The organism is Marinigracilibium pacificum (genome assembly GCF_012926615.1).
Classification (GTDB): domain Bacteria; phylum Bacteroidota; class Bacteroidia; order Cytophagales; family Cyclobacteriaceae; genus Mangrovivirga; species Mangrovivirga pacifica.
The window spans coordinates 216,745-238,998 of the sequence record NZ_JABBNU010000005.1; the positions used below are offsets into that span (position 1 = coordinate 216,745).

The 22,254-nt window shown below is 33.8% G+C and carries 23 protein-coding genes; 11 read left to right on the plus strand and 12 right to left on the minus strand.

Translation table 11 applies throughout. The features are described from left to right. Window positions 1–33: 33 nt before the first annotated feature. The 3 genes from HH304_RS09410 to HH304_RS09420 all read left to right on the plus strand — a co-directional run bounded on the left by HH304_RS09410 (window position 34) and on the right by HH304_RS09420 (window position 4,648). Window positions 34–3,174, plus strand: a complete 3,141-nt coding sequence (locus tag HH304_RS09410) for an ATP-binding cassette domain-containing protein (protein WP_169680720.1) — start codon at window positions 34–36, stop codon at window positions 3,172–3,174. Window positions 3,175–3,270: 96 nt separating this feature from the next. Further along, window positions 3,271–4,197, plus strand: coding sequence for a hypothetical protein (locus tag HH304_RS09415; RefSeq protein WP_271711572.1), 927 nt, complete (start codon window positions 3,271–3,273; stop codon window positions 4,195–4,197). A gap of 16 nt (window positions 4,198–4,213) precedes the next feature. Then, window positions 4,214–4,648 carry a hypothetical protein gene (locus tag HH304_RS09420; RefSeq protein WP_169680723.1) on the plus strand — a complete coding sequence of 145 codons (435 nt, stop codon included), beginning with the start codon at window positions 4,214–4,216 and terminating at the stop codon, window positions 4,646–4,648. Between the two features lie 73 nt (window positions 4,649–4,721). On the opposite strand, the gene HH304_RS09425 is transcribed toward HH304_RS09420, so the two are convergent. The 4 genes from HH304_RS09425 to HH304_RS09440 form a co-directional block, all read right to left on the minus strand. Continuing rightward, window positions 4,722–5,477, minus strand: a complete 756-nt coding sequence (locus tag HH304_RS09425; protein ID WP_169680725.1) for an SDR family NAD(P)-dependent oxidoreductase — start codon at window positions 5,475–5,477, stop codon at window positions 4,722–4,724. Next, complete coding sequence (porT, locus tag HH304_RS09430) at window positions 5,467–6,216, minus strand: type IX secretion/gliding motility protein PorT/SprT (protein WP_169680727.1); 750 nt, start codon at window positions 6,214–6,216, stop codon at window positions 5,467–5,469. The genes HH304_RS09425 and porT overlap by 11 nt, the downstream gene beginning before the upstream one ends. Further along, window positions 6,165–6,890, minus strand: coding sequence for a bifunctional demethylmenaquinone methyltransferase/2-methoxy-6-polyprenyl-1,4-benzoquinol methylase UbiE (gene ubiE, locus HH304_RS09435; protein ID WP_169680729.1), 726 nt, complete (start codon window positions 6,888–6,890; stop codon window positions 6,165–6,167). Before ubiE ends, porT begins: the two co-directional genes overlap by 52 nt. 106 nt (window positions 6,891–6,996) lie before the next feature. Then, a complete protein-coding gene (locus HH304_RS09440; RefSeq protein ID WP_169680731.1) occupies window positions 6,997–9,120 on the minus strand; it encodes an OmpA family protein in 2,124 nt (707 codons plus the stop codon). 226 nt (window positions 9,121–9,346) lie between these two features. On the opposite strand from HH304_RS09440, the gene yihA reads away from it, so the two are divergent. Both yihA and HH304_RS09450 read left to right on the plus strand, forming a co-directional pair. Next, a complete protein-coding gene (yihA, locus tag HH304_RS09445) occupies window positions 9,347–9,949 on the plus strand; it encodes a ribosome biogenesis GTP-binding protein YihA/YsxC (RefSeq protein WP_169680733.1) in 603 nt (200 codons plus the stop codon). A gap of 77 nt (window positions 9,950–10,026) precedes the next feature. Beyond that, a complete protein-coding gene (locus HH304_RS09450; protein ID WP_169680735.1) occupies window positions 10,027–10,458 on the plus strand; it encodes a DUF5606 family protein in 432 nt (143 codons plus the stop codon). A gap of 14 nt (window positions 10,459–10,472) precedes the next feature. Here HH304_RS09450 and fbp read toward each other — a convergent pair whose 3' ends face one another. Further along, entirely contained in the window at window positions 10,473–11,468 is a 996-nt protein-coding gene (gene fbp, locus HH304_RS09455; RefSeq protein WP_169680737.1) for a class 1 fructose-bisphosphatase, read from the minus strand. 83 nt (window positions 11,469–11,551) lie between these two features. Between fbp and HH304_RS09460 the strand changes: the two genes are divergently transcribed. Beyond that, window positions 11,552–12,832 (plus strand): aspartate kinase, encoded by a 1,281-nt coding sequence (locus tag HH304_RS09460; protein WP_169680739.1) that lies wholly within the window; start codon window positions 11,552–11,554, stop codon window positions 12,830–12,832. On the opposite strand, the gene HH304_RS09465 is transcribed toward HH304_RS09460, so the two are convergent. Both HH304_RS09465 and HH304_RS09470 read right to left on the minus strand, forming a co-directional pair. After that, a complete protein-coding gene (locus tag HH304_RS09465) occupies window positions 12,829–13,701 on the minus strand; it encodes a fructosamine kinase family protein (protein ID WP_169680741.1) in 873 nt (290 codons plus the stop codon). The genes HH304_RS09460 and HH304_RS09465 overlap by 4 nt on opposite strands. After that, on the minus strand, window positions 13,691–14,164 hold the full coding sequence (locus HH304_RS09470; protein ID WP_169680743.1) for a low molecular weight protein-tyrosine-phosphatase: 474 nt from the start codon (window positions 14,162–14,164) through the stop codon (window positions 13,691–13,693). The genes HH304_RS09465 and HH304_RS09470 overlap by 11 nt, the downstream gene beginning before the upstream one ends. A 169-nt stretch (window positions 14,165–14,333) precedes the next feature. Between HH304_RS09470 and HH304_RS09475 the strand changes: the two genes are divergently transcribed. Beyond that, window positions 14,334–14,528: a hypothetical protein gene (locus tag HH304_RS09475; protein WP_169680745.1), complete on the plus strand. Its 195-nt coding sequence runs from the start codon at window positions 14,334–14,336 to the stop codon at window positions 14,526–14,528. A 204-nt stretch (window positions 14,529–14,732) separates the two neighbouring features. Here HH304_RS09475 and tpx read toward each other — a convergent pair whose 3' ends face one another. After that, window positions 14,733–15,248, minus strand: a complete 516-nt coding sequence (tpx, locus tag HH304_RS09480) for a thiol peroxidase (RefSeq protein ID WP_169680747.1) — start codon at window positions 15,246–15,248, stop codon at window positions 14,733–14,735. A 184-nt stretch (window positions 15,249–15,432) separates the two neighbouring features. On the opposite strand from tpx, the gene HH304_RS09485 reads away from it, so the two are divergent. Then, window positions 15,433–15,831 (plus strand): Fur family transcriptional regulator, encoded by a 399-nt coding sequence (locus tag HH304_RS09485; protein ID WP_169680749.1) that lies wholly within the window; start codon window positions 15,433–15,435, stop codon window positions 15,829–15,831. A gap of 33 nt (window positions 15,832–15,864) precedes the next feature. Continuing rightward, window positions 15,865–16,500 carry a peroxiredoxin gene (locus HH304_RS09490; protein ID WP_169680750.1) on the plus strand — a complete coding sequence of 212 codons (636 nt, stop codon included), beginning with the start codon at window positions 15,865–15,867 and terminating at the stop codon, window positions 16,498–16,500. A 55-nt stretch (window positions 16,501–16,555) separates the two neighbouring features. On the opposite strand, the gene HH304_RS09495 is transcribed toward HH304_RS09490, so the two are convergent. Further along, window positions 16,556–16,789 carry a hypothetical protein gene (locus HH304_RS09495; protein ID WP_169680752.1) on the minus strand — a complete coding sequence of 78 codons (234 nt, stop codon included), beginning with the start codon at window positions 16,787–16,789 and terminating at the stop codon, window positions 16,556–16,558. 185 nt (window positions 16,790–16,974) lie between these two features. Here HH304_RS09495 and HH304_RS09500 point away from each other — a divergent pair, with 185 nt between their 5' ends. Further along, entirely contained in the window at window positions 16,975–18,222 is a 1,248-nt protein-coding gene (locus HH304_RS09500; protein ID WP_169680754.1) for a 3-deoxy-D-manno-octulosonic acid transferase, read from the plus strand. Window positions 18,223–18,226: 4 nt separating this feature from the next. Next, complete coding sequence (gene rsgA / locus HH304_RS09505) at window positions 18,227–19,150, plus strand: ribosome small subunit-dependent GTPase A (RefSeq protein ID WP_169680756.1); 924 nt, start codon at window positions 18,227–18,229, stop codon at window positions 19,148–19,150. Here rsgA and HH304_RS09510 read toward each other — a convergent pair whose 3' ends face one another. From HH304_RS09510 to HH304_RS09520, 3 genes are read right to left on the minus strand one after another with little or no spacing between them, the layout of a single operon-like run. Continuing rightward, window positions 19,151–20,071 carry a glycosyltransferase gene (locus HH304_RS09510; protein ID WP_169680758.1) on the minus strand — a complete coding sequence of 307 codons (921 nt, stop codon included), beginning with the start codon at window positions 20,069–20,071 and terminating at the stop codon, window positions 19,151–19,153. It abuts the gene before it with no gap. After that, window positions 20,064–21,284, minus strand: coding sequence for an MATE family efflux transporter (locus HH304_RS09515; protein WP_169680760.1), 1,221 nt, complete (start codon window positions 21,282–21,284; stop codon window positions 20,064–20,066). The genes HH304_RS09510 and HH304_RS09515 overlap by 8 nt, the downstream gene beginning before the upstream one ends. Then, window positions 21,281–22,210: a hypothetical protein gene (locus HH304_RS09520; protein WP_169680762.1), complete on the minus strand. Its 930-nt coding sequence runs from the start codon at window positions 22,208–22,210 to the stop codon at window positions 21,281–21,283. Before HH304_RS09520 ends, HH304_RS09515 begins: the two co-directional genes overlap by 4 nt. Window positions 22,211–22,254: the final 44 nt, after the last annotated feature.

The window sequence follows — 22,254 nt, forward strand, 5'->3', positions numbered from 1 at the left end:
TTTCTTTTAGTTAGCATTTTTTGATCAGGATTTATGAGTGAAGAAATATTAAAAGCCTTAACTCAACTGTTTGCAATTATTACAAAACAGGATGGTGGAGTAACTGATAATGAGCGCAAATTTGTAATTGATTATTTCAAACAGGAACTTGATCAGGATTCAATTAAAGAATACCTCGATCTATACGATCAATTTAGTAAGGACGAAAAAAAGGAACGAAGAAGAAAATCTGATGATGATACTGACGATGATAAGCCTAAGAAGGAACGTAAGCTAACTTCAGTTAGAGACTCAGTTAAAACTCTGGCGATCTGTAAAAAGATCAATAAGACACTGACTCAAAAACAAAAGGTAGTAGTTCTGATTAAGCTATTCGAACTTGTTGCATCGGATAAAAAATTTACTCCGCAACGTATGGAAATCATTAATACGGTTTCGGAGGTATTTAAATTTTCAAATGAAGAATATGAACTCATCAGAAGCTTTGTTTCTGAAGAGCAGTGTTCTAATATCAAGTTTGAAAATATCCTTTGTTTAAGTAATCAGTCTCCTTCTGAAGACGTTCCTTATAAGCACCTTGAAACAGATATCAATGGAGAAATAATATTCCTGGTCGTTTCAAGTGTTGATCTTTACTTTGTAAAATACATCGGAAGTGACGAGGTAGTCTTAAACGGCTTTATTATGAAGCCCGGTAGAGTATATCTTTTTGGGCATGGTTCAACAATCAAAACTCCAACAGGAGCAGCGTTGTATTATTCTGAATTAATTAGAAATTTCAGATCCGACGCTGAAGATGTTAAATTAAGCTTTAATGTAACAGATGTACAATACAATTTTCCGAATGGTGGGATTGGCTTAAGAGATATAAACATCTCTGAAGGTCCAGGAAAACTAATCGGAATAATGGGTGCCAGTGGAGCCGGAAAAACAACACTACTGAATGTTCTGGCTGGAATCAATAAACCTACTTCAGGAAAAATCACCATTAATGAACTTGATATCTTTGAAGACAAGGATAGCATTCATGGTGTAATTGGATATGTTGCACAGGATGATTTATTGATTGAGGAACTAACTGTTTACGAAAACCTTTTCTATAATGCTAAGCTCTGTTTTGCCGATCTCAATGATGAAGAGATAGACAAACGAGTAATGGATGTCCTTCAAAGTCTGGGACTTGAGCAAAGAAAAGATTTAAGAGTTGGTTCTGTACTAGATAAAACTATTTCCGGAGGTCAAAGAAAAAGGCTAAATATAGCTCTCGAACTGATCAGGGAACCATCAGTAATGTTTGTCGATGAACCTACTTCAGGTTTATCATCAAGAGATTCTGAAAATGTTATCGACCTGCTCAAAGAACTATCTTTAAAAGGTAAGCTGATATTTGTAGTAATTCACCAACCTTCATCAGACATCTATAAGATGTTTGATAAAATGTACATTCTGGATACAGGCGGATACCCTGTATATTATGGAAACCCGGTAGGAGCTGTTACTTATTTTAAAAGTGCAACCAACCAGGTTGATAGTGAAAGAGGCCAGTGTGCATCTTGTGGTAATGTAAATCCGGAACAGATTTTTAATATCATCGAAGCCAAGGTTGTCGATGAATACGGAGAGTTTACCAACAAAAGAAAAATGAATCCTAAAGACTGGTACAACCTTTTTAAGGAGAAGTTCTCCCTTAAAAAGGTTGATCCGGTTAAAGAAGAACCTCCAAAGTCTCTTAACATACCATCGAAACTTAAACAGTTAAGTGTATTTGTTAAAAGAGACTTCCTTTCAAAAATTAGTAACAAACAGTACCTGACGATCAACTTCCTTGAAGCACCGCTTCTTGCTGTTATCCTGGCATTCATTATTAGATACAAGAATTCCCCGGATGCAGGAAGTTACTTTTTCAGATTTAACGAGAATATCCCTGCCTTTATGATGATGGCCATTGTCGTGGCCTTGTTTATGGGGTTATCAGTAAGTGCTGAAGAAATTATCAAGGATAGAAAGATATTAAAAAGGGAAGCATTCCTGAATTTAAGCTGGAATTCATACCTGACTTCAAAAGTTATTAACTTATTCCTGCTATCAGCAATTCAAACTTTATTATTTGTTCTGATAGGTAATTTGATTCTCGAAATCAAAGGGATGACTCTACCCTACTGGGCTGCATTATTTAGCTTAAGCTGCTTTGCCAATATACTTGGATTAAATATCAGTTCTGCGTTTAACTCAGCAGTAACCGTATATATTTTAATTCCAATATTGCTAATTCCTCAGATGATTTTGAGTGGACTTTTATTCCCATTTGACAAACTTAATTCGACTATTAGCAGTAAAGGTGAAGTACCAATAGTAGCGGATATGATGGCTTCAAGATGGGCATTTGAAGCCATGGCAGTAAAACAATTCAAGGATAACCGTTATGAAAGCGAAATTTATCCTTATGAACAGCTTCAAATGAAAGCAGATTATGCTACTGCTTATCATATTCCAAAGATTGAAGAAAAAATTGATGAAATTGTTAAGAATGTTGAAAAAGGAAATGATTCAACATTGGCATTAGCACAAAAAGATTATAAACTATTAATAGGTGAATTGAATAAGTTACAGGCCGGTTACTCTGTTCATGCAGGTAGTATCGAGCAATTTAAAAACGCTTCGAAACCTGAGTTAATAGAAGATGGCTACACTGAATTCAATAAAAGCAAAGCTGCCGAATTAAAGACATATTTAGGTCAGGTTGAAGATGGATATTATGAAATTTTTAATTTCATGAATAAAAAACTTGCTACTATTGCTCATCAGGCTGAGGAAGAGTTTGGTAGTAAATATATTGCTGAATTAAAAAATGATTATTTCAATGAAAGCCTGAGTGATCTGGTAAGAAATATATCAACCGAAGATAGAATTTTAGAATACAAAGGGGGCTTACTTCAGCAAATAAACCCTATTTATAATACTGAAACTTATCCTAAAAATATACTTGATTACAGAGCTCATTTTTATGCTCCACAAAAGCAGTTTTTAGGCATTAAATTCAATACCTTTACATTCAATATTCTTGTGATATGGTTCATGACATTAATATTATATATATTCTTGTATTTTGAACTATTGAAAAAATTTGTTGACAAACTAGGGAATATTTCTCTGGGAAAAGATTCAGATAAATAAAGAATAAATATTACATAGTATCTCTAATCTTTTAAAATTTGCAAGAGGTACTACAGTAAAGTTTTATATTTGAACTCCATTTTTTATATTAGGAAAATGAAACTAAACGAAATCTCATTTACACGGAAATTTTTAGTTCTGTTCCTGGCTGTGTTTATAATTGCATCATGTGGAGATGGCAAAGAATCAGCTCAGGAAGGCGACCTACTTGAAGACATTAACGAAGGTGATTCAACTAAACCTGAAATTTCTCAGGAAACACTCAATGCGATTATTCAGCAAATACCTTCGCCGCTGGAAATATCTGTACTTCTTAAGGAGTCAGGTCACCAGTACAATAAATCAACACTAAATTCTTCTGATAATGCTTCAAATTATAACACTAATTTTGAAAAAGCATTAAACCTTGGAATTTATGGCACGGATCTTGGATACACCAATATATATGAGCAGAACCAGGATGGTATTGTCTATCTTTCATCTATTAAAGAACTGGCTGATGAACTAAACATCGGACAATTTTTTGACTTTAATACGATAAAAAGGCTGGCTACAAATTCAAATAACCTTGATTCATTGTTATTGATAACTACAAAAAACTTTAATGATATCAATAGCTACCTTCAAGAGCAAAGAAGAGCCAATCTAAGTATCTTATTGTTGACTGGTGGATGGCTTGAAGCTCTTCACATTGCTGAACAGGTATATAAAGAAAAGCCTGAAAGTGATGCACTTAGAGAAAAAATCGGAGAGCAAAAGATCATTCTGGAAAACATCATGCTGTTACTTTCATTTTATAATGATGATCCGGACATCGCAAAGCTTGAAACTGAAATGAGAAAATTGGCTGATGTATATGCAGACATTGAAATAAAATATACTTATGGTGAATCAACGTTTAAAGAAGTTGACGGTGTTTTAACCATTGTTCAGGAAACAACATCAGAGATAATTATGTCTGATGAGCAACTTGAAAAAATTATTGAAATAACTTCAGAAATAAGAAAAAACATTATTAGCTAACTAACCCTTTAAATGTATGAAAAGGATACTTCACCTAGCTTTATTTTTCGGCCTTCTTTTCGTCCTTAATCCTAGTGAAACTTTTGCACAATGTGAAGCTGGTTCTTACGCAGAAGCATGCATCCCTAAACTTAAGCAAGGATTCAACTTTGTAAAAAGTTACAAAATTGACGGAGAAGGAGGAAGTAAGAAAAAGATTGAATACTCATATGTCTTTGCAAAAGGAACTCAATATATGATTAACATGTGTACTGGCACTAATGATGCTGATGGAATTGTTGTTTCTCTATATGACTCAAACAGACAATTAGTAAGTACAAACAATGCAAATGGTAAGCTTTATAGTACTATTGCTTATCCATGTAATGCAACTGGAATCTATTACATCACTTTTACATTTAACAATTCAAATAATAATTGTGGTGGGGCCGTGCTAGGATTCAAGAGATAATTAATATTATATAAGGATATTAAAAAAGGGTAAGACAAGTCTTACCCTTTTTTAGTTTTATCTCGATTACAATCTAATCTCTTTTTACTTCTGTAGAAGATGCTTGATCTAATGGAAGAATTAATGAATCGGCTATATTTACATGTTTAGGCCTTGTAATTACAAATTCAATAATTTCGGCTATATCATCAGCGTGAAGAGGCTCCATACCTTTATAAACATTCTCTGCCTTTTCTGTATCTCCCTTAAACCTGACATTACTAAATTCAGTATCTACAAGCCCCGGACACACCTGACTAACCTTTATACCATGTTGTAGAAGATCTTTTCTCATTCCAGCTGAAATTGCGTCAACAGCATGCTTTGTACCACAGTAAACACTTCCTTTACTATAAGTCTCTTTTCCTGCGAGTGATCCAATATTTAAAATATGACCACTCTTTCTTGATACCATCCCAGGAATTATAGCCCGGCTAACATAAAGTAAACCTTTAACATTTATATCGATCATAGCATCCCAGTCGTCAATACTCGCCTCATCGACAGTATCCAGACCATGAGCATTTCCGGCATTATTCAATAATACATCAATATTCGACCATTCATGTGGTAAAGAGGCAATAGCCTTTTCAACGGCACTATTATCCCTAACATCAAAATTGAGTGTAAATACTTTGGTAATACCTTTAAGTTCTTCAGAGAGGCTAATTAAGCGTTCCTGTCTTCTTCCACAAGCAATTATTCTCCAACCCCTCCTAGCAATTAACTTAGCAGTTGCCAGACCAATGCCTGAAGTTGCGCCGGTTATAAATATAGTTTTACTTTCCACCTTCAAATAAGAAATATAATGTTATAGTATGAGTATTTATATATTTAATTCCCTCACTGAATTCATTATTTACATTTCCTAAAAGATTGGTTACGCCAAGTGAATATCTAATTTCAGGAGAAAACTTATAAAACTCATTATACTTATCAAGTCCAAGCCCAAATTCAACTGCCAGATTGAAGCTGTCTGTATGTAACCTGTCATCATTCTCTCTTTTCTTCTTTCCATTAGCTTCAAACATCGGAGTCACCCCACCAACAAGGTAAACCCTGGTGTTCTTCATTCTGGAAGACTTAACCTTAAATAGCAAAGGTATCTCAATAAAAGTCGATTCAACAAGCTCCTCTAATACTGGTTGGTCTGGATCATTATAAATATATTCTAATCTGAAATCATAGAAGCCGATCTTTGGCTGAACTCTGAAATTCCAAAATTCACTTATGCGAAAATTTGCGATAAAACCTACAGAGAAGCCGACACTTGGTTTGGTGTAAATAGCCTGAAGATTTGCCAGATCTGGAGAGTTAAATGCATCACTGTACTTTAGTTTATACATGGAAGAGTGAATACCTAACTGGAAACCATAATGTAACCAGCGATCATCATAATTAGGCAGGTTTATGTCAGATCTATTTTGTGCCTTAGCACTGCTTCCACCAATTGCAGAAAAAAGTATAAAAAATAATACTATTTTGTAGCTGTATATATTGAACTTACTCCGAAGGTTAAGGGTTGACATTTAGCTTCTTTATAGTTTAACTTCGTTAATATATTAACAAATTTTTTACCATATGGAAAAACTTCAACAGATTCTGGCAAATATGTATATGCTGCATTGTCTTTTGAAACAACTTTTCCGATTACTGGCAATATATATTTAAAATAAAAATTATATGACTGTTTAAACGGGAATTTCTCCGGTTGTGAAAATTCAATGATAGAAAGTCTACCTCCAGGTTTCAAAACTCTGTACATCTCACTTAATCCAGCTTCCAGGTTTTCAAAGTTTCTCACTCCAAATGCAACGATAACAGCATCAAATTTATTGTCTTCGAATCGAAGGTTTTCACTATCCCCCAGTTCCATTGTAATGAGTTTGTCAAGTTTCTTTTCTTTTAACTTATCTCTTCCAACAGACAGCATGCCCTCTGATATGTCAACACCAATAATTTCTTTCGCAGGAAGTCCATTTGCAGCTTCTATTGCAAAATCACCTGTTCCTGTAGCAATATCAAGTATCACTTCCGGCTTGTATGCTTTAAGTTGATTTACCGCCTTTTTTCTCCAAAGAATATCTATCCCCAAACTTAAAAAATGATTTAAAAAATCATATTTCGTGCTAATACTATTGAACATATCAGCAACCTGCTGCTTCTTGCCTTCTTCTTTATTCTTGTATGGTACTACTGTCATTGTTAAAATATTAAGTCACAAAGTTAATGAGTATAACCTGTAACATCCCTATTTGTTAAAAAAAGAAAGGGGCAAAAGCCCCTTCTTTATAATATTTTTAGTTTAATTATTCAATTATCTCAAATTCAACCCTACGGTTAAGTTCCCTACCATCTGACTCATCATCATTTGATGCCATTGGTCTCTCTTCACCATAACCTACTGAAGTGAGTCTGCTAGGATCAATACCTTTATCAATTAGATAATTTACAACGGCCATTGCCCTACGCTTGGAAAGATCCTTGTTATAAGCAGCAGCACCAATATTATCAGTATGCCCTGCTATTTCAACTCGGATTCCCGGATTTTCTGCCATCATTCGCTCAAGCTTGTTTAGTTCATTAAACGAATTATCAGTTAATTCAGCTCTATCAAATTTGAAATAAATATTTCTAAGAACCCCACGTGCACCAGTTGATGCCCTTTGTAGATCAATAGTTTTTGTTATTGTTTGAACTTCCGAAGTTGATGCTGGTATATTAACTACCATATTCTTAAATACATACCCCGGAAACTCCGCAGATAACACATATTCTGCTGGCTCGTCCAATGTCAGATTAGAAATATAAACTCCCGGCTGCTTTGTTCCAACAGCAACTACTGTATTATCATCCTTTTTAGTTAATCTAACTTTTGCATTTATCGGAGCCCCATCACCAAAAGTAGCTACAACAAGCTGCACAGGCTCTTTAACCATTGGCTCGGGTTCTGGCACCGGTTCAGTTTCTATTTCAGGCTCAGGATCTATCTCAGGTTCAGGTATTGTTTCTTCAACTACCGGATCAATAACCGGAGTAACTATATCCTTTTCTTCTGAAACATTATCATCCACTTTTGCAGCCAGTAATTGCTCGTCAAGATTTTCAGGGATGGTAACCATATAAATATCGGTAAATCCCATTCCGTCTTCCCTTATAGATGCATAGTATCCTCTTTTTCCATCTTTAGTACTTACAAAATAAATATCATCATCAGGAGTATTAATCGGATATCCCAGGTTAACAGGATCACCCCATGTATCACCTACACTATCATATTCTACTTTGAAAAGATCGTAACCTCCCATTCCCCCTCTACCATTACTTGAAAAGTATAGAGTTTTACCATCATAATCAATGAAAGGACCATCCTCATTATATTCAGTATTAATAACCGGCCCAAGATTCTTACTTCGTGACCACTCTCCTTTTTCATTTTTAGTAGCATAATAAATATCATCACCACCAAAACCACCAGGTCGGTTAGATGAAAAGAACATTATACTTTTATCAGGAGAAATGGAAATTGACTTTTCATTAAAGTTTAAGCTGTTGATTGCATCAGAAAGAGGCTCTGGTTCAGACCAGGTAGAATCATCTATTCTGGAACTAATATAGATATCACCCTCATTCTCATCCATGTAAATATATAAATCATTACCATCTGCCGATAATGCGAGGTTACTATCATGAAAAGGAGTATTAACAGCATCACCAATGTTTCTGGCTTGCGTCCACTGTCCATCCTTTTTATAAGAGATAAATATATCTTCATAAGGAAAGTTATCTTCGAATACGTCCTGGTTTAGGTTATCTTCTTTCCTTCTTGAAGTAAAAATCATTATTGTTTCATCCTCATTCAATACCGGACCATAATCAGGCATTGGAGAATTAATCTGAGAACCGACATTTACAATCGAAAAATTCATAGGATTAGCCATGAATTCAATTCCATTTTTAGCTTCCTGAATTTTCTTCTCTACTTCCTTAACAGTTACTTTATCCATGCCACGATAATTGACATCAGCATAAAGCTTATCGTAATATCTCTGGTAATATTCTAATGCACTGGAAAAATCATATCCATATTGATATCCTCTTCCGATCCAGTAGAGTACATCAAACCTATAATCAGGATCTAACTCATATACCTTCTTGAAATATTTTACACTACGATCTTTATTGGAAGTTCTTTGAATGTACTCACCAGATAACCAATTGGCTTCGATATTATCAGGATCCAAATCTGCAGCTTGTACAAATTGTTCTTTGGCAATTTCAAGTGCCTGCGTAGCTCGCATAGTTTCCTTACCCAATTCAACGAGTTGTTTTGCAATCTCCTCGTTATCATTTTGGGCCGTAATATCAAATGGCTTTGTTACTAGTAACAGCATCAAGCCAGCATAAAAAATTATACGCGGCATTACTTTCATAAAATGAAAAAATTAAATTAATATTACTAAAGTATATTAGAATATTCAAACTCAACAACTAAAATATCAGCAATTCTGACTGATTGATCTCAAATTCCTGCAATTATTTCTTTAATTTCGCAGAAAGTTTAGAAAATAAAAAATCTTTATTGACTAAATAATTCTACAAAGAAGCACTATTATAAGAATATTTAAAACCAGTAAAGCAATTTTGTGCTTGAAATCTATGGACAATCTAGTAAAGTCTGCAAAATTTATTAAAAGTGAAACCAAATTAAGTGGTTTACCTAAAGCTGAATTACCTGAATATGCATTTATAGGCAGATCGAATGTTGGTAAGTCATCACTAATCAATATGCTTACTGGTCAGAAGAAATTAGCTAAAATTTCTTCCAGGCCAGGAAAAACACAATTGATGAATCATTTTATAATTAACGATTCATGGTATCTGGTTGATTTACCCGGTTATGGATGGGCTAAAGTATCCAAATCAAAAAAGGATGATTGGAACATAATGATTAATAATTATATAGCCAATCGTGAAAACCTAACGTGTTTATTTGTATTAATTGATATCAGACATGATCTGCAACCAATTGATCATGAATTCATGAATGACCTTATACTTAAAGGAATACCTTTTGCCAGAATTTTCACCAAAGCCGACAAACTATCTAAAAACAAAGTTCAAAGTATGGTTGCCAGGCACAATAAATATTTAAAGAAATTCTGGGAAACTATGCCTCCAACATTTGTCACTTCTTCTGAGACAGGACAAGGCAGGGAAGATATTATCAAATACATCGAAGAGATCAATAAGTCATATTAAGGTATACTATTTATTGGTTGAGTGATTTTTTTTGAACTAATTTTGCCATTAGACAAAGACAATAAATCAATTTAGATATGGGCTATGAAAATATAGCGGCTGTTGCCGGAAAAGGAGGGTTATTCAATATTGTAAAACCAACAAGAGCAGGTGTAATTCTTGAAACAATAGATGATAGCAAAAAAAAGTTGGTCGTAGGGGGTAATGCAAGAGTATCAGTTCTATCTGATATCTCCATTTATACACTCGATGCAGAAGGTTCTGTACCTGTGGCTGACATTTTTAAGAAAATCAATGAAGAATTTGATAATGACCCTGGTGTAAACTCAACATCTGACGATGATGAACTTCATGCATTTCTTAAACACCTTGTCCCTGATTATGATGAAGAAAGAGTATATGCTTCTGACATTAAAAAGCTAGTCAGCTGGTACAATATTCTTTATAAATATGAGAAAGACCTTCTTTCAAAAGGTTCTGAAGAAGAGGCTGAAAAAGAAGATAAATAAAAAAAGAGGGTTGCTTAAAAGCAACCCTCAGCATTTTCTACCATTTTTTTACTCCCTATAAATAAAGGAGTTCTCTGATGTAACTCTCGTGGTTCCAATTCAAGGATTCTTTTCTTTCCGTTTGAAGCTTTACCTCCAGCTTGCTCTACAATAAACGCTAAAGCATTTGCTTCATATAATAATCTTAATTTTCCTTCAGGAGCCTGATCTGTTCTTGGGTAAATATAAATACCACCTTTAAATAAGTTTCTATGGAAATCAGCAACTAATGAACCAATATACCTTCCTGAAAATCTCTTCTCTTTACATTGTTCGATATAATCTTTAACAGCTGGCTCAAAATAATTGTAAGAACCTTCATTAACTGAATAAATTTTACCATCCAAAGGTGTTTGAATATTCTGATGAGATAAGAAAAACTCTCCCAACCCCGCTTCATAGGTAAAACCATTTACTCCCCTGCCTGTAGTATAAACCAGCATTGTCGAAGATCCATACAATAAATATCCCGCAGCTACCTGAGACACACCAGGCTGTAAAACATCTTCTAACTGAACCGGACCACCGACAGGACTCAACCTTCTGTATATTGAAAAGATAGTTCCGATAGACACATTAACATCTATATTTGAAGAACCATCTAGGGGATCCATTGCAACAATATAACGACCATTCGGATTATCAAGATCAATAATCTCATCTTGTTCCTCGCTGACTACAGCACAAACCTCACCGCCATTTCTCAATGCTCGCATAAATCTGATATCAGCAATAACATCAAGTTTTTGCTGCTCTTCTCCCTGAATATTTTGTGCTCCAAAAGCTCCTTCAATCCCTAAAAGACCACTACGATTTATTTCCCGGTTGATAATTTTACCAGCTAAAGCTATATCTCTAAGCAATTGAGATAATTCACCAGTTGCAAATGGGAAATCGTCCTGCTTCTTTTTTATAAACCTGTCCAAAGTAGTACCGACTGGTAAAGCGAGCCTTTCAGTTTGTGCATTCATATTTTTTAGAGCTTTTATCGAGAAATCCAGAATTGTAATGTTTAAATTAAACCCGAAATTACAACATATAATAATTAAATAAAATGAGAGTTTTCAAATTCGGCGGAGCTTCTTTAAAAAGTGCAATTGCAATTAAAAACATGGTTTCAATCGTTTGCAATAACAAAAACGACCACCCATTAATTGTAGTTGTATCTGCTATGGGAAAAACAACAAATGCATTAGAATTAATCTTGCAAAATGCCTTGAACGGCAAAGAATATATGCAAGAGGTCGAATCGCTTAAAGAGTATCATATTAATACTGCTTCTGAATTAGAAAACAATAATTCTTCAAAAATTACAAACATTATAAATGACTTATTTCAATCGTTTGAAATAAAACTAAAAGAACTTAAGTCTCAATACAATGGTTCAATAGAATCTTACCAATTCAGCTACGATCAGATTGTTAGCTATGGAGAGCTCCTTAGTTCGAAGATTGTTTCAGAGTATATGAACATTACCGGAACCGAAAATGAATGGTTCGATGCAAGAACTGTAATTTCAACTGACAGCACCTATACAGAAGGAAAAATAAACTGGAAGAGGACCACTTCCCTGATAAAAGAACTAAATAATGATTCGGGTAACATTAAAATCACACAGGGTTTTATTGGATCTGACCCATACAATAATACAACAACTTTAGGTAGAGAGGGATCAGATTTCACAGGAGCTATTTTTGCTAATTGCCTAAATGCCGAATCGCTGACAATCTGGAAGGATGTTCCGGGAATTCTGAATGCAGACCCTAAAAAGTTTCATGATGCTCAACTTTATAAATATCTTTCATATCGTGAAGCAGCAGAAATGACTTATTATGGAGCATCAGTGATTCACCCAAAAACCATTAAACCCCTAGCTAACAAAAACATTCCTTTACATGTTAGAAGTTTTGAATCACCAGCCAAAGAAGGAACTGTTATTGCAAATGAAAAATCTCATGAAGTTTTTCCTGCTTACATAACAAAAGATAATCAGGCTATTATTTCATTTAAGGTTAAGGACTTTTCATTCATAGATGAGAAAAATATTTCAACAATATTTCATGTTATTTCAACTCTAAATATTAAGATAAATTTGATGCAAAACTCAGCAACCTCCTTTAGTATTTGCATTGATTATAAGGAGTATCAAGTGACCAGATTAATTGAGGAACTAAAAAAGGAATTTAAAATCTTATTTAATCATGGACTTCAATTAATTACAGTAAAAAATTATACTGAAAAGAGTATTGAAAGATTTAAAGATGAAAAAGTACTACTTGAACAAAGATCAAGAAATAATTATCGAATAGTAGTAAAGGAAACTAAAACCTTCTAATTCAAATATTTCTTTAATGTACTTATTGTTTCTCCTAAATAACCTGTTCCAAATAAATTCACATGAATTAATAAGGGGTATAAGTTATACAATCCCACCCGGTAACTAAAATCTGACTGGAGCGGATATGTTTGTGAGTACCCCTGATAAAACTCATTTGCAAATCCACCAAACATAAATGTCATTGCCAGATCACTTTCACGATGACCATAATGAATGGCCGGATCTATAATTGTTGCTAACCCATTTTCATCAGTCATGATATTCCCATTCCAAAGGTCTCCATGAATTAATGACGGAACTTCTTCGGGCACAATACTTTCAATAATTGAATACAACTTTTCGAACAATTTAACATGATTCACATCCATCAACCCATTATTATGGGCCAAATCAACTTGAGGACGAAGTCTTTTTTCAATGAAAAAATCAGCCCATTTATCAGTCCATGAGTTCTTTTGAGGCAAAGAACCCATATAATTATTAAAAGAGAGACCATATTTTTCACTTGATGATTTATGCATTTCTGCTAAAGTCACTCCAGCTTGAAACCAGTAATTTGCCACTTTCAATGATGAATTAATATATTCCATCGCTATAAACCTGTGCTGACCTATAGTTCCAGATACGAAAACTTTAGGTATTTTGAATCCACTATGTTTGCTTAATAGTTCAAGCCCTTTTCTCTCTGCTTCGAAAAAATCATCATTAACCCCCTGGTTAAGTTTGACAAAAATATATTCACTGCCAAATTGAATTCGGTAAGCATAATTTATACTCCCCCCACCTACACCAATTATTTTCAAGTCATCATTAAATGAAAAACCAGAAGCCTCAATTATATATTTTGCTATATCATTACTTCGCATTTAGCTCTTTTAACAAGTTAGTGCATGATCGATATAACATTTGATATACATCTTCAAACCCTTGATTTCCTCCATAATATGGGTCAGGAACATCCATTTCATCATGGTTATCATCAAACTCCCTCATCATATGAACCTTTGCAACATAAGAATCATCATTTTTTGCAAGTGCCAATATGTGATGATAATTGCTTTTATCCATAGCGAGAATAACATCAAAATCGTCAAAATCGGCGTACCTGAACTGTCTACCTCTGGATTCAAGAGAAACCCCATGATCTCTGGCTGTTTTTATTGCTCTGGAATCAGGACGTTCACCGATATGATAGCCGGCAACCCCAGCAGAATCACATTCAATTACAGATTCTAGATTATTTTTCTTTACGATATGTCTGAAAATACCCTCAGCCATTGGTGACCTGCAAATATTTCCAAGACAAACAAAAAGCACTTTCTTTTTCATGTTAATACTATACGTCGAAGGCTACAAATTAAATTATCGGTCGAAAGACTATTTTTATTAGTAAAACAAAATATTTATTGACAATTTCGCCAAGAATATCGAAAAAGACACAATATTCATTGAAGATTAAAAAGCAAGATTTATTTTAGTGGCAAACTTCAAACTTTGAATGAAGGCATTATTCAATCACCGTATTTTTTTATTGAAAGTTATTTCATTATTCATTCTGTTGCTTTTAAAAGTTCAACCGAATAATGAATTAGAAATAACTGAAATTGAGCCAAAAACTGATTCTATTCAGATTAAAAAGGCTTCAATCCCTGATTTCCCTAAGGCCATTGCTGTGTCTGAAAAAAAATATTAAAATATTTACGAACTTTTTTTATTCAGGTGGTTACCTATGGTCACCGTCCTGTATATATGTATGAATGATTATAATTTGTTGGCCTGTTTAAAGTTGAAGACCTTCTGCAGCAAGTAGAAGGTCTCTTTTTTTAGGCACATTACAATCCTTACTCATCAAGTAGATAAATTCGAATTCATTCTTATTTGAATTATGATTTAAAGATCAATCTTTAAGTAACTTATTGACTACATCCAAAGCCATACTATAATCAGGCTCATGTGCGATATCATCAACCAGCTCCAAATATCTTAATTGCATATTTTTATCCACAATAAAAACTGCTCTTGCCAACAATCCTTTAAATGCGCCGTCAAGAATCCCCATTCCATATTGTCTGCCAAATTCACCATATCTAAAATCTGAACCCGGAATCACATTTTCAATTCCTTCGACTTCACAAAACCGATGCATAGCAAATGGCAGATCTTTGGAAACCATAAGACCCTTCACGCCATTCATTCCTGATAGCTTCTCGTTAAACGTTCTGATTTCTTTTGAACACACACCAGTTTCCAAACTGGGTATTGACATGATAACAATCACATTACCAGCTAAATCTGAAAGCTTCATTTCTGTCAAATCAGATTTAACTATAGTAAATTTTGGAGCTTCTCCACCTATCTCAGGAATCTTCCCTGCAAGCTGGATTTCTTGTCCGTCTAATTTCGAAGTGGCCATAATTTTTCGTGTTGTAGTTAATTAAATTTAACCAATAATAATTAGCCATCCCCTACCAAAACATAACTATTATCATAAACTTTTGAAGAAAGGTTGATGAAAAAAAATCGCTTTCCTATCTTTGCACTTCGTAAAAATTCCGAACTAGAAAAAGTTGGATCAAAGCAAGCAAAATATCAAAGAGATGTTAAAAAAGGCAGACATCAGGGCAACCCGTCAAAGGGTTGAAGTTCTGGAATGCCTTGCTGAATCCGAAAAGCATTATACTGCTGAAGAAATATATGAAAAGCTAAAAAACAGTATTCCTTCACTTTCTTTAGGGTCAGTATACCATATTTTGGATATTTTCTGTGAAAAAGGACTGGCAAAAAGACTATCTATGACCAGAGGACCAAAAAAATTTGACATCATAGACAATCCACATCATCATTTGATTTGCGATGATTCTCAGGAAGTTTTAGACTATTTCGACCCGGAACTTACAAACCTTATAAAAAATTATCTGGACAAAAAACCTATAGCAGGATTCAACGTAAGGGATATTGAGTTACAGATTAGAGTAAAGAAAAATAATTTTAATTAAGCATATACATTCACTTAAAATTTAATAAATAGTATGTCATTATTAGGAAAAAAAGCACCTATTTTCAAAGCTGCGGCTGTATTAGACGGAAACTCTATTGTTCAGGACTTCTCTCTTGAGCAGTACATTGGAAAAAAAGAGGTTTTATTCTTCTTTTACCCAAAAGATTTCACTTTCGTTTGCCCAACTGAGATTCTTGCTTTCCAGAAGAAGCTTGAAGAATTTGAAAGAAGAGGTGTTGTAGTAGTAGGATGTTCTACAGATACTGAGGAGACTCACCTTGCATGGTTATCAACGCCAACTAATAAAGGTGGTATCGAAGGTGTTACATACCCATTAGTAGCTGATACTTCTAAAACAATCGCTACAAACTACGAAGCTCTTGCTGGTGACTGGAACTACAACGAAGAAGGTGAATTAGAATTCGAAGGTACTCCTGTTGCTTACAGATGTTCATTTTTTATCGACAAAGATGGCATCGTAAGACACGAGACTAGAAATGACCTTCCACTAGGAAGAAATATCGATGAGATGATTAGAATTGTAGATGCATGGCATCACGTTCAGGAGCATGGTGAAGTTTGCCCTGCTAACTGGCAAGAAGGCGAAGATGCAATGTCTGCTACAAGAGAAGGTGTATCTGACTACCTAAGCAAACACGCTAACTAAGTTTAGCTTTTAACATAAAAAAAGACTATCCTGATGGATAGTCTTTTTTTTATGTCTATACTCTCCACCCAAATGGATTTGCATCAGCTGTACTGATAACTGCATCAACCCTACCCGATTTAACATGCTCAACAAATTTCATACTCAATGTATTCCATTGCAGCATCTTAACCTTTTTCATAAACACATCCTTATCTCCTTTAAATTTTGCGTTAATCAAAGTTTGCTTATCAGGAACAATTACGTTTTCAGTTTTACCATTGGTATATATGATCAAATATTCTTTCATAACCAATATCTTTTTTTTCTGAAAAAATAACCCTTATAACAAAACATTGTTTCAATAATTGAGCTTAACACAATATTTATTTTCATTATGTTTTACATAATCAGAACAACATATTATACAAATCTTATTCTCAATAGAACCCACTTAGACACCATTTAAAGACCATTTTAAACTATCTTTGCCACATGAACAGTACTACCTATTCACTGGGAATAAATCTATATAAGCTTTTAATAAAGGCTGCAGCACCTTTTAACGATAAAGCTTCAATGATGATTGAAGGGCGAAAAGATTGGCAGCCTAATTTAAAAAGCAAAATCCCGAATGACTCTAGAAAAAAAATCTGGTTTCATTGTGCTTCACTCGGTGAATTTGAACAAGCTAGACCTGTTATTGAGCGAATTAATAGAGATGAAACTTTTATAATTGTTACTTTTTTTTCGCCAAGTGGATATGAAGTAAGAAAGAATTACGATAAGGCAGACCTAATTACCTATTTACCTTTTGATACAAAATCAAATGCTAAATCATTTATTGATATTATTAACCCCGACCTTGTATTATTCACCAAATACGAATTTTGGCATTTCTTCCTTAGCGAACTAAATAACAGAAATATACCAACAGCTCTATTCTCAGCGATTTTCAGACCAAATCAGTCATTTTTTAAGAAATCAGGGGAGTTTTTCAGAAATATGCTCAGATGCTTTAGTCTGATTTATGTTCAAAACGAAGACTCAAGATTATTACTTTCAAATATTGGAATAAATAATGTAGAAATAGCTGGAGATACAAGGTTTGACAGAGTAATTGATACTTGTAATTCTGTTTCTGAAATAGACTTAATAAAAAAATTTAAGGGAAATTTTAAATTATTAATGGTTGGCAGTAGCTGGCCTGAAGACATTAAAGCCCTTTCTTTGTTCTTCAACCATCTACCACCTGATGTTAAAGTAGTCATTGCTCCTCATGAGATATCTGAAAAAAGCATAACAGAATTGACTACTCAATTACCTTCCAAATCAATTCGTTTTACAAAAACTGATGCAAATAGTTATATCCCAGACGAAGAAAGATTTCTTATAATCGATAATTTCGGTATGCTGGCATCAGCCTATCAATATGGAGACATAGCATTTGTTGGTGGGGCTTTTAAAGATGGTCTCCATAATATTTTAGAGGCTGCAACATTTGGAATGCCTGTTTTATTTGGTGACAAAAACTATAAGAAGTTTAACGAAGCTATTCTTCTTATAGATGAAAATGCTGCCTTTCCTGTAGGTAATTCTAATGAAACAAATGAAATTCTTCAGAAGCTCTTTGCTGATGATCAAAACAGAAAATCTATTTCTTCTAAGTCATATAAATTTGTACGAGAAAATAAAGGAGCTACCGAAACTATTCTAAAATACATCCAAAAGGTATTAAATTAGATCTATGATAGATGGGCGAATAATAAAATCTACCGGTTCCTGGTACAAAGTCTTAACTGAAAGAGGAATAATTGACTCAAGGTTAAGGGGGAAATACAGGTTAAAAGGATCTAAAAGTACGAATCCATTAGCTGTTGGTGATTATGTTATTATTGAACTTGAAGATAATGAAGAAGAATCAGCTATAATAACTGAACTAATTGAAAGGAAGAATTACGTAATTAGAAGATCTCCTAAACATAAGCACAAACATCATATAATTGCTACAAATATTGACCAGGCAATATTAATGGTAACACTATCACGTCCGAGAACTTCGGTTGGATTTATTGATAGATTTCTTGTAGCATGTGAAAGCTTTAGAATACCAGCGCTCTTACTATTTAATAAAAGTGATATTATGAATGAAGATGACATGGAACTCTTTGAAGCCATGTCAGATTTGTACTCAGACCTTGGCTATCCTTGTATCTTGATGTCAGCCCATGAGGATGAAGATATTTCACCTTTATTTGAAATCCTGAATGATAAAACTAGTTTGATAGCGGGCCATAGTGGAGTTGGTAAATCAACTTTATTAAACAGGTTAATACCTGAAGCAGATCAAAAAACCAGTGAAATATCTGACTTTGCAAACAAAGGAACACATACTACAACCTTTGCCGAAATGTTTTTCATTAATGAAAAATCTTCAATTATCGATACTCCTGGAATAAAAGAACTAGGCCTTGTTGATATGGATGAGTATGAGTTAAGTGATTATTTCCCTGAAATGAGAGAACTTCGTCTGGAATGCAAATTCAACAATTGTACACACACCAACGAACCTGGCTGTGCTGTTAAAGCTGCAATTGAAAATGGTGAAGTTAGTGAAAGCAGATATTTAAGTTATCTGAGTATCATTGAAGATGAAGACAACAGGAGATAGTTAAAATCTACTCATTAATATATGAAGGTAATACTTCCAGGATTTCTTCCTATCTTCATTGAATCGTTTATAAATTTCTGCGAGCTTTTTAAGTTCGGTTTTCAAAAGTCGCCGATAGCAAATTCTCATTTCATATTCTAGCCTGCTATTAAAAGCCTCCGGATCATTCGAATCATCAATTAAATTATCCTTAACTTTTTGGCAAATCTTAACCATCGACCTGGCATGATCTCTATGAAATTTTGGGTTATTAGACTGTGAACCAATAATAGTTCTCTTTTTTACGAGTACTTTCGGGGAGGCACAAAACCTGGTAACTTTTGATGCCCTGAGCCAAAAATCAAAGTCTTCAAATGAAAGGTTTTCATCATATCCGCCAACCGCCTCAACTATATCACGTCTAACCATCATAGTCGGAGGACATATAAAATAACTCCTCAATATCAGATCAAAGACTTCTCCCTCGGGAAAAGGTGATGAAAAAACAGTAGGATCAAGATGTTTCAATGAATCGTGATGTAGTCCAATCAAGTTACTTTCCGAATCAATATACTCAGCATTTGAATAATGAAACCCATAATCCAACCCCATCTCACCAAATTTCTGTAAGCCACTTGAAACTCGATGAGGATACAAAACATCATCAGCAGCAAGGTCAATTATAAAATCTCCATTTGAATGCTCAAAAGCAACATTAAAGGCTTTACAATTCCCAACATTTTCACTGAAGCCTATAAACCTAACTCCCAAACGATCACTTAAACTTTTAAGATACAATTGAGATCCATCGTTACTTCCGACATCAACAAGGATTAATTCAATATTTTTATGACTTTGATTTAACACAGAGTCAACAGCCTCCTTAATCCATTTTCGCTGATTGTGGCAAATTAATATTACTGTAACTTTGATGTCAGACATTCCTTTGAAAAACTATTCGATAAAAATACAAGCCTATCGCAAGTATAAACTGAAAAACACACGCTGCTAAAAATAATAATGCAATATCCTTAACGCTAAAACTAACACTAATAAGATATAGTAATCCGAATATATATGTTCCGGAAACAAAGAATAACACGAATAGATAGCTCTTCCATATTTTCATTCTGAGAAAGTAAAGCGTGAAGATTTGACTTAAAGCACGAAATACAAAACCTGTAATGAAAATAGTGTAAACTTCTGACCTAAATTCAATCTCTGAAGAAAATAATAGTTTGTGTAAATAATAGCTAAAAGTCGAAAATACTAACCCTAAAATGATTAATAAAATCAACATCTTATAAAATGATTCAAAGATATAGCGTCTCAACCCGTCATCATTTTTTCTGCTAATTTCAGGGATATAGAAACTATTATAAAGAGTAAGTGCAATAAGCTGAATATAAAAACCCCCTGTATAAGCTGCTTGCCAGGCACCTGAATCTAAAAGCGAGGTGTATTTTACAACAATATTTCTTTCAATCAATAGAATAGATTGACTGAGTAGTACAACCAATAAGGAAATTCCTATATAAGGCCTGACAGACTTAAAAAAAACAGTAAAATGCTTTTTAAAACTCAATGATATTATGCTCTTACCTCTAAAAAAAACGATAAGTAATACAACTACACGAACCCCAAAAAATAATACTAATCCATAAAACCAATTGTAAGTAGCTAGCCCCAGAACTATCAACCCTGTCACAATAGTATTAAAAAGGTAGCCGTAAAATTGAAGTTTGAAGTTCTTATCAAAGATTAACTTCGTTTCAAGAACAGTCAATAGTGTATACAATGGAAATACCAATATTGACAATGGAATGATTATTAATATCAATGATCCATTAAAAGAGCTGAACAACACTGATCTCAAAAGAATTGCTATTAAAGCTATCACATAAGAGGTTAATGTTGCTACTGATAAAACGAATCCATTATACTTATTTATGTTCTGATCATTTTGACCATAATAATGTAGCAAACTCTGATTATAAAAAGTATTAACAGGTGCCAGACAAAGCTGAAAAAAGTTAGATAAATGAGAATAAGTTAATAACCCCTCCGATCCACCGTAAACGCTAAAAATCTTGTTAATTCCAGCTTGAAAAACAGCTTTTAAACCTTGAGTTAAAAATGGATAAATATTTTTCAAATTTCTTTCAACCAGTTTAATTGAACGGATGGTTTTCCTCCAATAGAAGATTTAAAATCAGCCAAATCATTTTGTATAAAGTCTTCATTCATAGATGTTCCAAGATCAATAAAATTATAACTGTTGCTCTTAAGATTTCTGGCTTGATGAAATAAAAATACTACGTATGGACTAACATTTGAATAACCTGGAGAATAAGCAGGGTAAAAGTTATAAATCAAATCTTCATTAATCTTTAATGACACACATTTAACTACTACATCATGGTTTTCTTTATTGACCAACTCATAAAACACATGATCATCAGGCATACACTTCACTTGCTCTTCTAACTGTTCACGTGTCAAACTTAATTTATACCCCTTTCTATCCCGCTCAGCTCTGATATAATCATAAAATTCTTCCCATTCAGTTGATGGTTTTTCTACCAATTCAAAACTATCTACATTTTTTAACCTGTTACCGTGTTTACCCTTTAAATATTTCTGAAAAAGTTGTTCATCTTTTAAATCCAGATGATGATGAATTTTCATATCTGTTAAACCAAATCCTTGTTCTTTAAGAAGAGCATTGACCCAAGGAGTAACTTCCCTATAAATAAACTCTGGTGGTTGACGGATTATTATTTTTTTACAATGTGTCTGATTAGCAATTGTTATAGCTTGCTCTACAAACGACCTTAACACTTCTGTCCCTGGAAAAGAACGTAGGTAAAAACCTCCATAAGAAGCTCGGTATCCTGAAATAAGCACATCATCCTGAATTGTAAATGATATATGACCGAACAACTCCTCTCCCTTTCTTAATATCAATCTGATTGAATAACTGGTTTTGCAATTCAGATACCTATCTGTCTCAAATAAGGAAAACTGACCAAGATCCAGTTGTTGTCTGCCATCAATAATATCAAAAGACCATTTACTCATGTTGTATGAAATATTCTCGAGACTAAATTAAAAGATAAGAAGTC

Bases quoted from the DNA above. Each gene is read 5' to 3' on its own strand.
- HH304_RS09440 (WP_169680731.1), bottom strand. From the start codon at position 9,120: ATGAAAGTAATGCCGCGTATAATTTTTTATGCTGGCTTGATGCTGTTA.
- yihA (WP_169680733.1), top strand. From the start codon at position 9,347: ATGGACAATCTAGTAAAGTCTGCAAAATTTATTAAAAGTGAAACCAAA.
- HH304_RS09465 (WP_169680741.1), bottom strand. From the start codon at position 13,701: ATGCGAAGTAATGATATAGCAAAATATATAATTGAGGCTTCTGGTTTT.
- HH304_RS09485 (WP_169680749.1), top strand. From the start codon at position 15,433: ATGTTAAAAAAGGCAGACATCAGGGCAACCCGTCAAAGGGTTGAAGTT.
- HH304_RS09415 (WP_271711572.1), top strand. From the start codon at position 3,271: ATGAAACTAAACGAAATCTCATTTACACGGAAATTTTTAGTTCTGTTC.
- HH304_RS09420 (WP_169680723.1), top strand. From the start codon at position 4,214: ATGAAAAGGATACTTCACCTAGCTTTATTTTTCGGCCTTCTTTTCGTC.
- ubiE (WP_169680729.1), bottom strand. From the start codon at position 6,890: ATGACAGTAGTACCATACAAGAATAAAGAAGAAGGCAAGAAGCAGCAG.
- HH304_RS09410 (WP_169680720.1), top strand. From the start codon at position 34: ATGAGTGAAGAAATATTAAAAGCCTTAACTCAACTGTTTGCAATTATT.
- HH304_RS09510 (WP_169680758.1), bottom strand. From the start codon at position 20,071: ATGTCTGACATCAAAGTTACAGTAATATTAATTTGCCACAATCAGCGA.
- HH304_RS09475 (WP_169680745.1), top strand. From the start codon at position 14,334: ATGAAGGCATTATTCAATCACCGTATTTTTTTATTGAAAGTTATTTCA.
- HH304_RS09450 (WP_169680735.1), top strand. From the start codon at position 10,027: ATGGGCTATGAAAATATAGCGGCTGTTGCCGGAAAAGGAGGGTTATTC.
- HH304_RS09500 (WP_169680754.1), top strand. From the start codon at position 16,975: ATGAACAGTACTACCTATTCACTGGGAATAAATCTATATAAGCTTTTA.
- HH304_RS09495 (WP_169680752.1), bottom strand. From the start codon at position 16,789: ATGAAAGAATATTTGATCATATATACCAATGGTAAAACTGAAAACGTA.
- porT (WP_169680727.1), bottom strand. From the start codon at position 6,216: ATGTCAACCCTTAACCTTCGGAGTAAGTTCAATATATACAGCTACAAA.
- tpx (WP_169680747.1), bottom strand. From the start codon at position 15,248: ATGGCCACTTCGAAATTAGACGGACAAGAAATCCAGCTTGCAGGGAAG.
- HH304_RS09520 (WP_169680762.1), bottom strand. From the start codon at position 22,210: ATGAGTAAATGGTCTTTTGATATTATTGATGGCAGACAACAACTGGAT.
- HH304_RS09470 (WP_169680743.1), bottom strand. From the start codon at position 14,164: ATGAAAAAGAAAGTGCTTTTTGTTTGTCTTGGAAATATTTGCAGGTCA.
- fbp (WP_169680737.1), bottom strand. From the start codon at position 11,468: ATGAATGCACAAACTGAAAGGCTCGCTTTACCAGTCGGTACTACTTTG.
- HH304_RS09460 (WP_169680739.1), top strand. From the start codon at position 11,552: ATGAGAGTTTTCAAATTCGGCGGAGCTTCTTTAAAAAGTGCAATTGCA.
- rsgA (WP_169680756.1), top strand. From the start codon at position 18,227: ATGATAGATGGGCGAATAATAAAATCTACCGGTTCCTGGTACAAAGTC.
- HH304_RS09490 (WP_169680750.1), top strand. From the start codon at position 15,865: ATGTCATTATTAGGAAAAAAAGCACCTATTTTCAAAGCTGCGGCTGTA.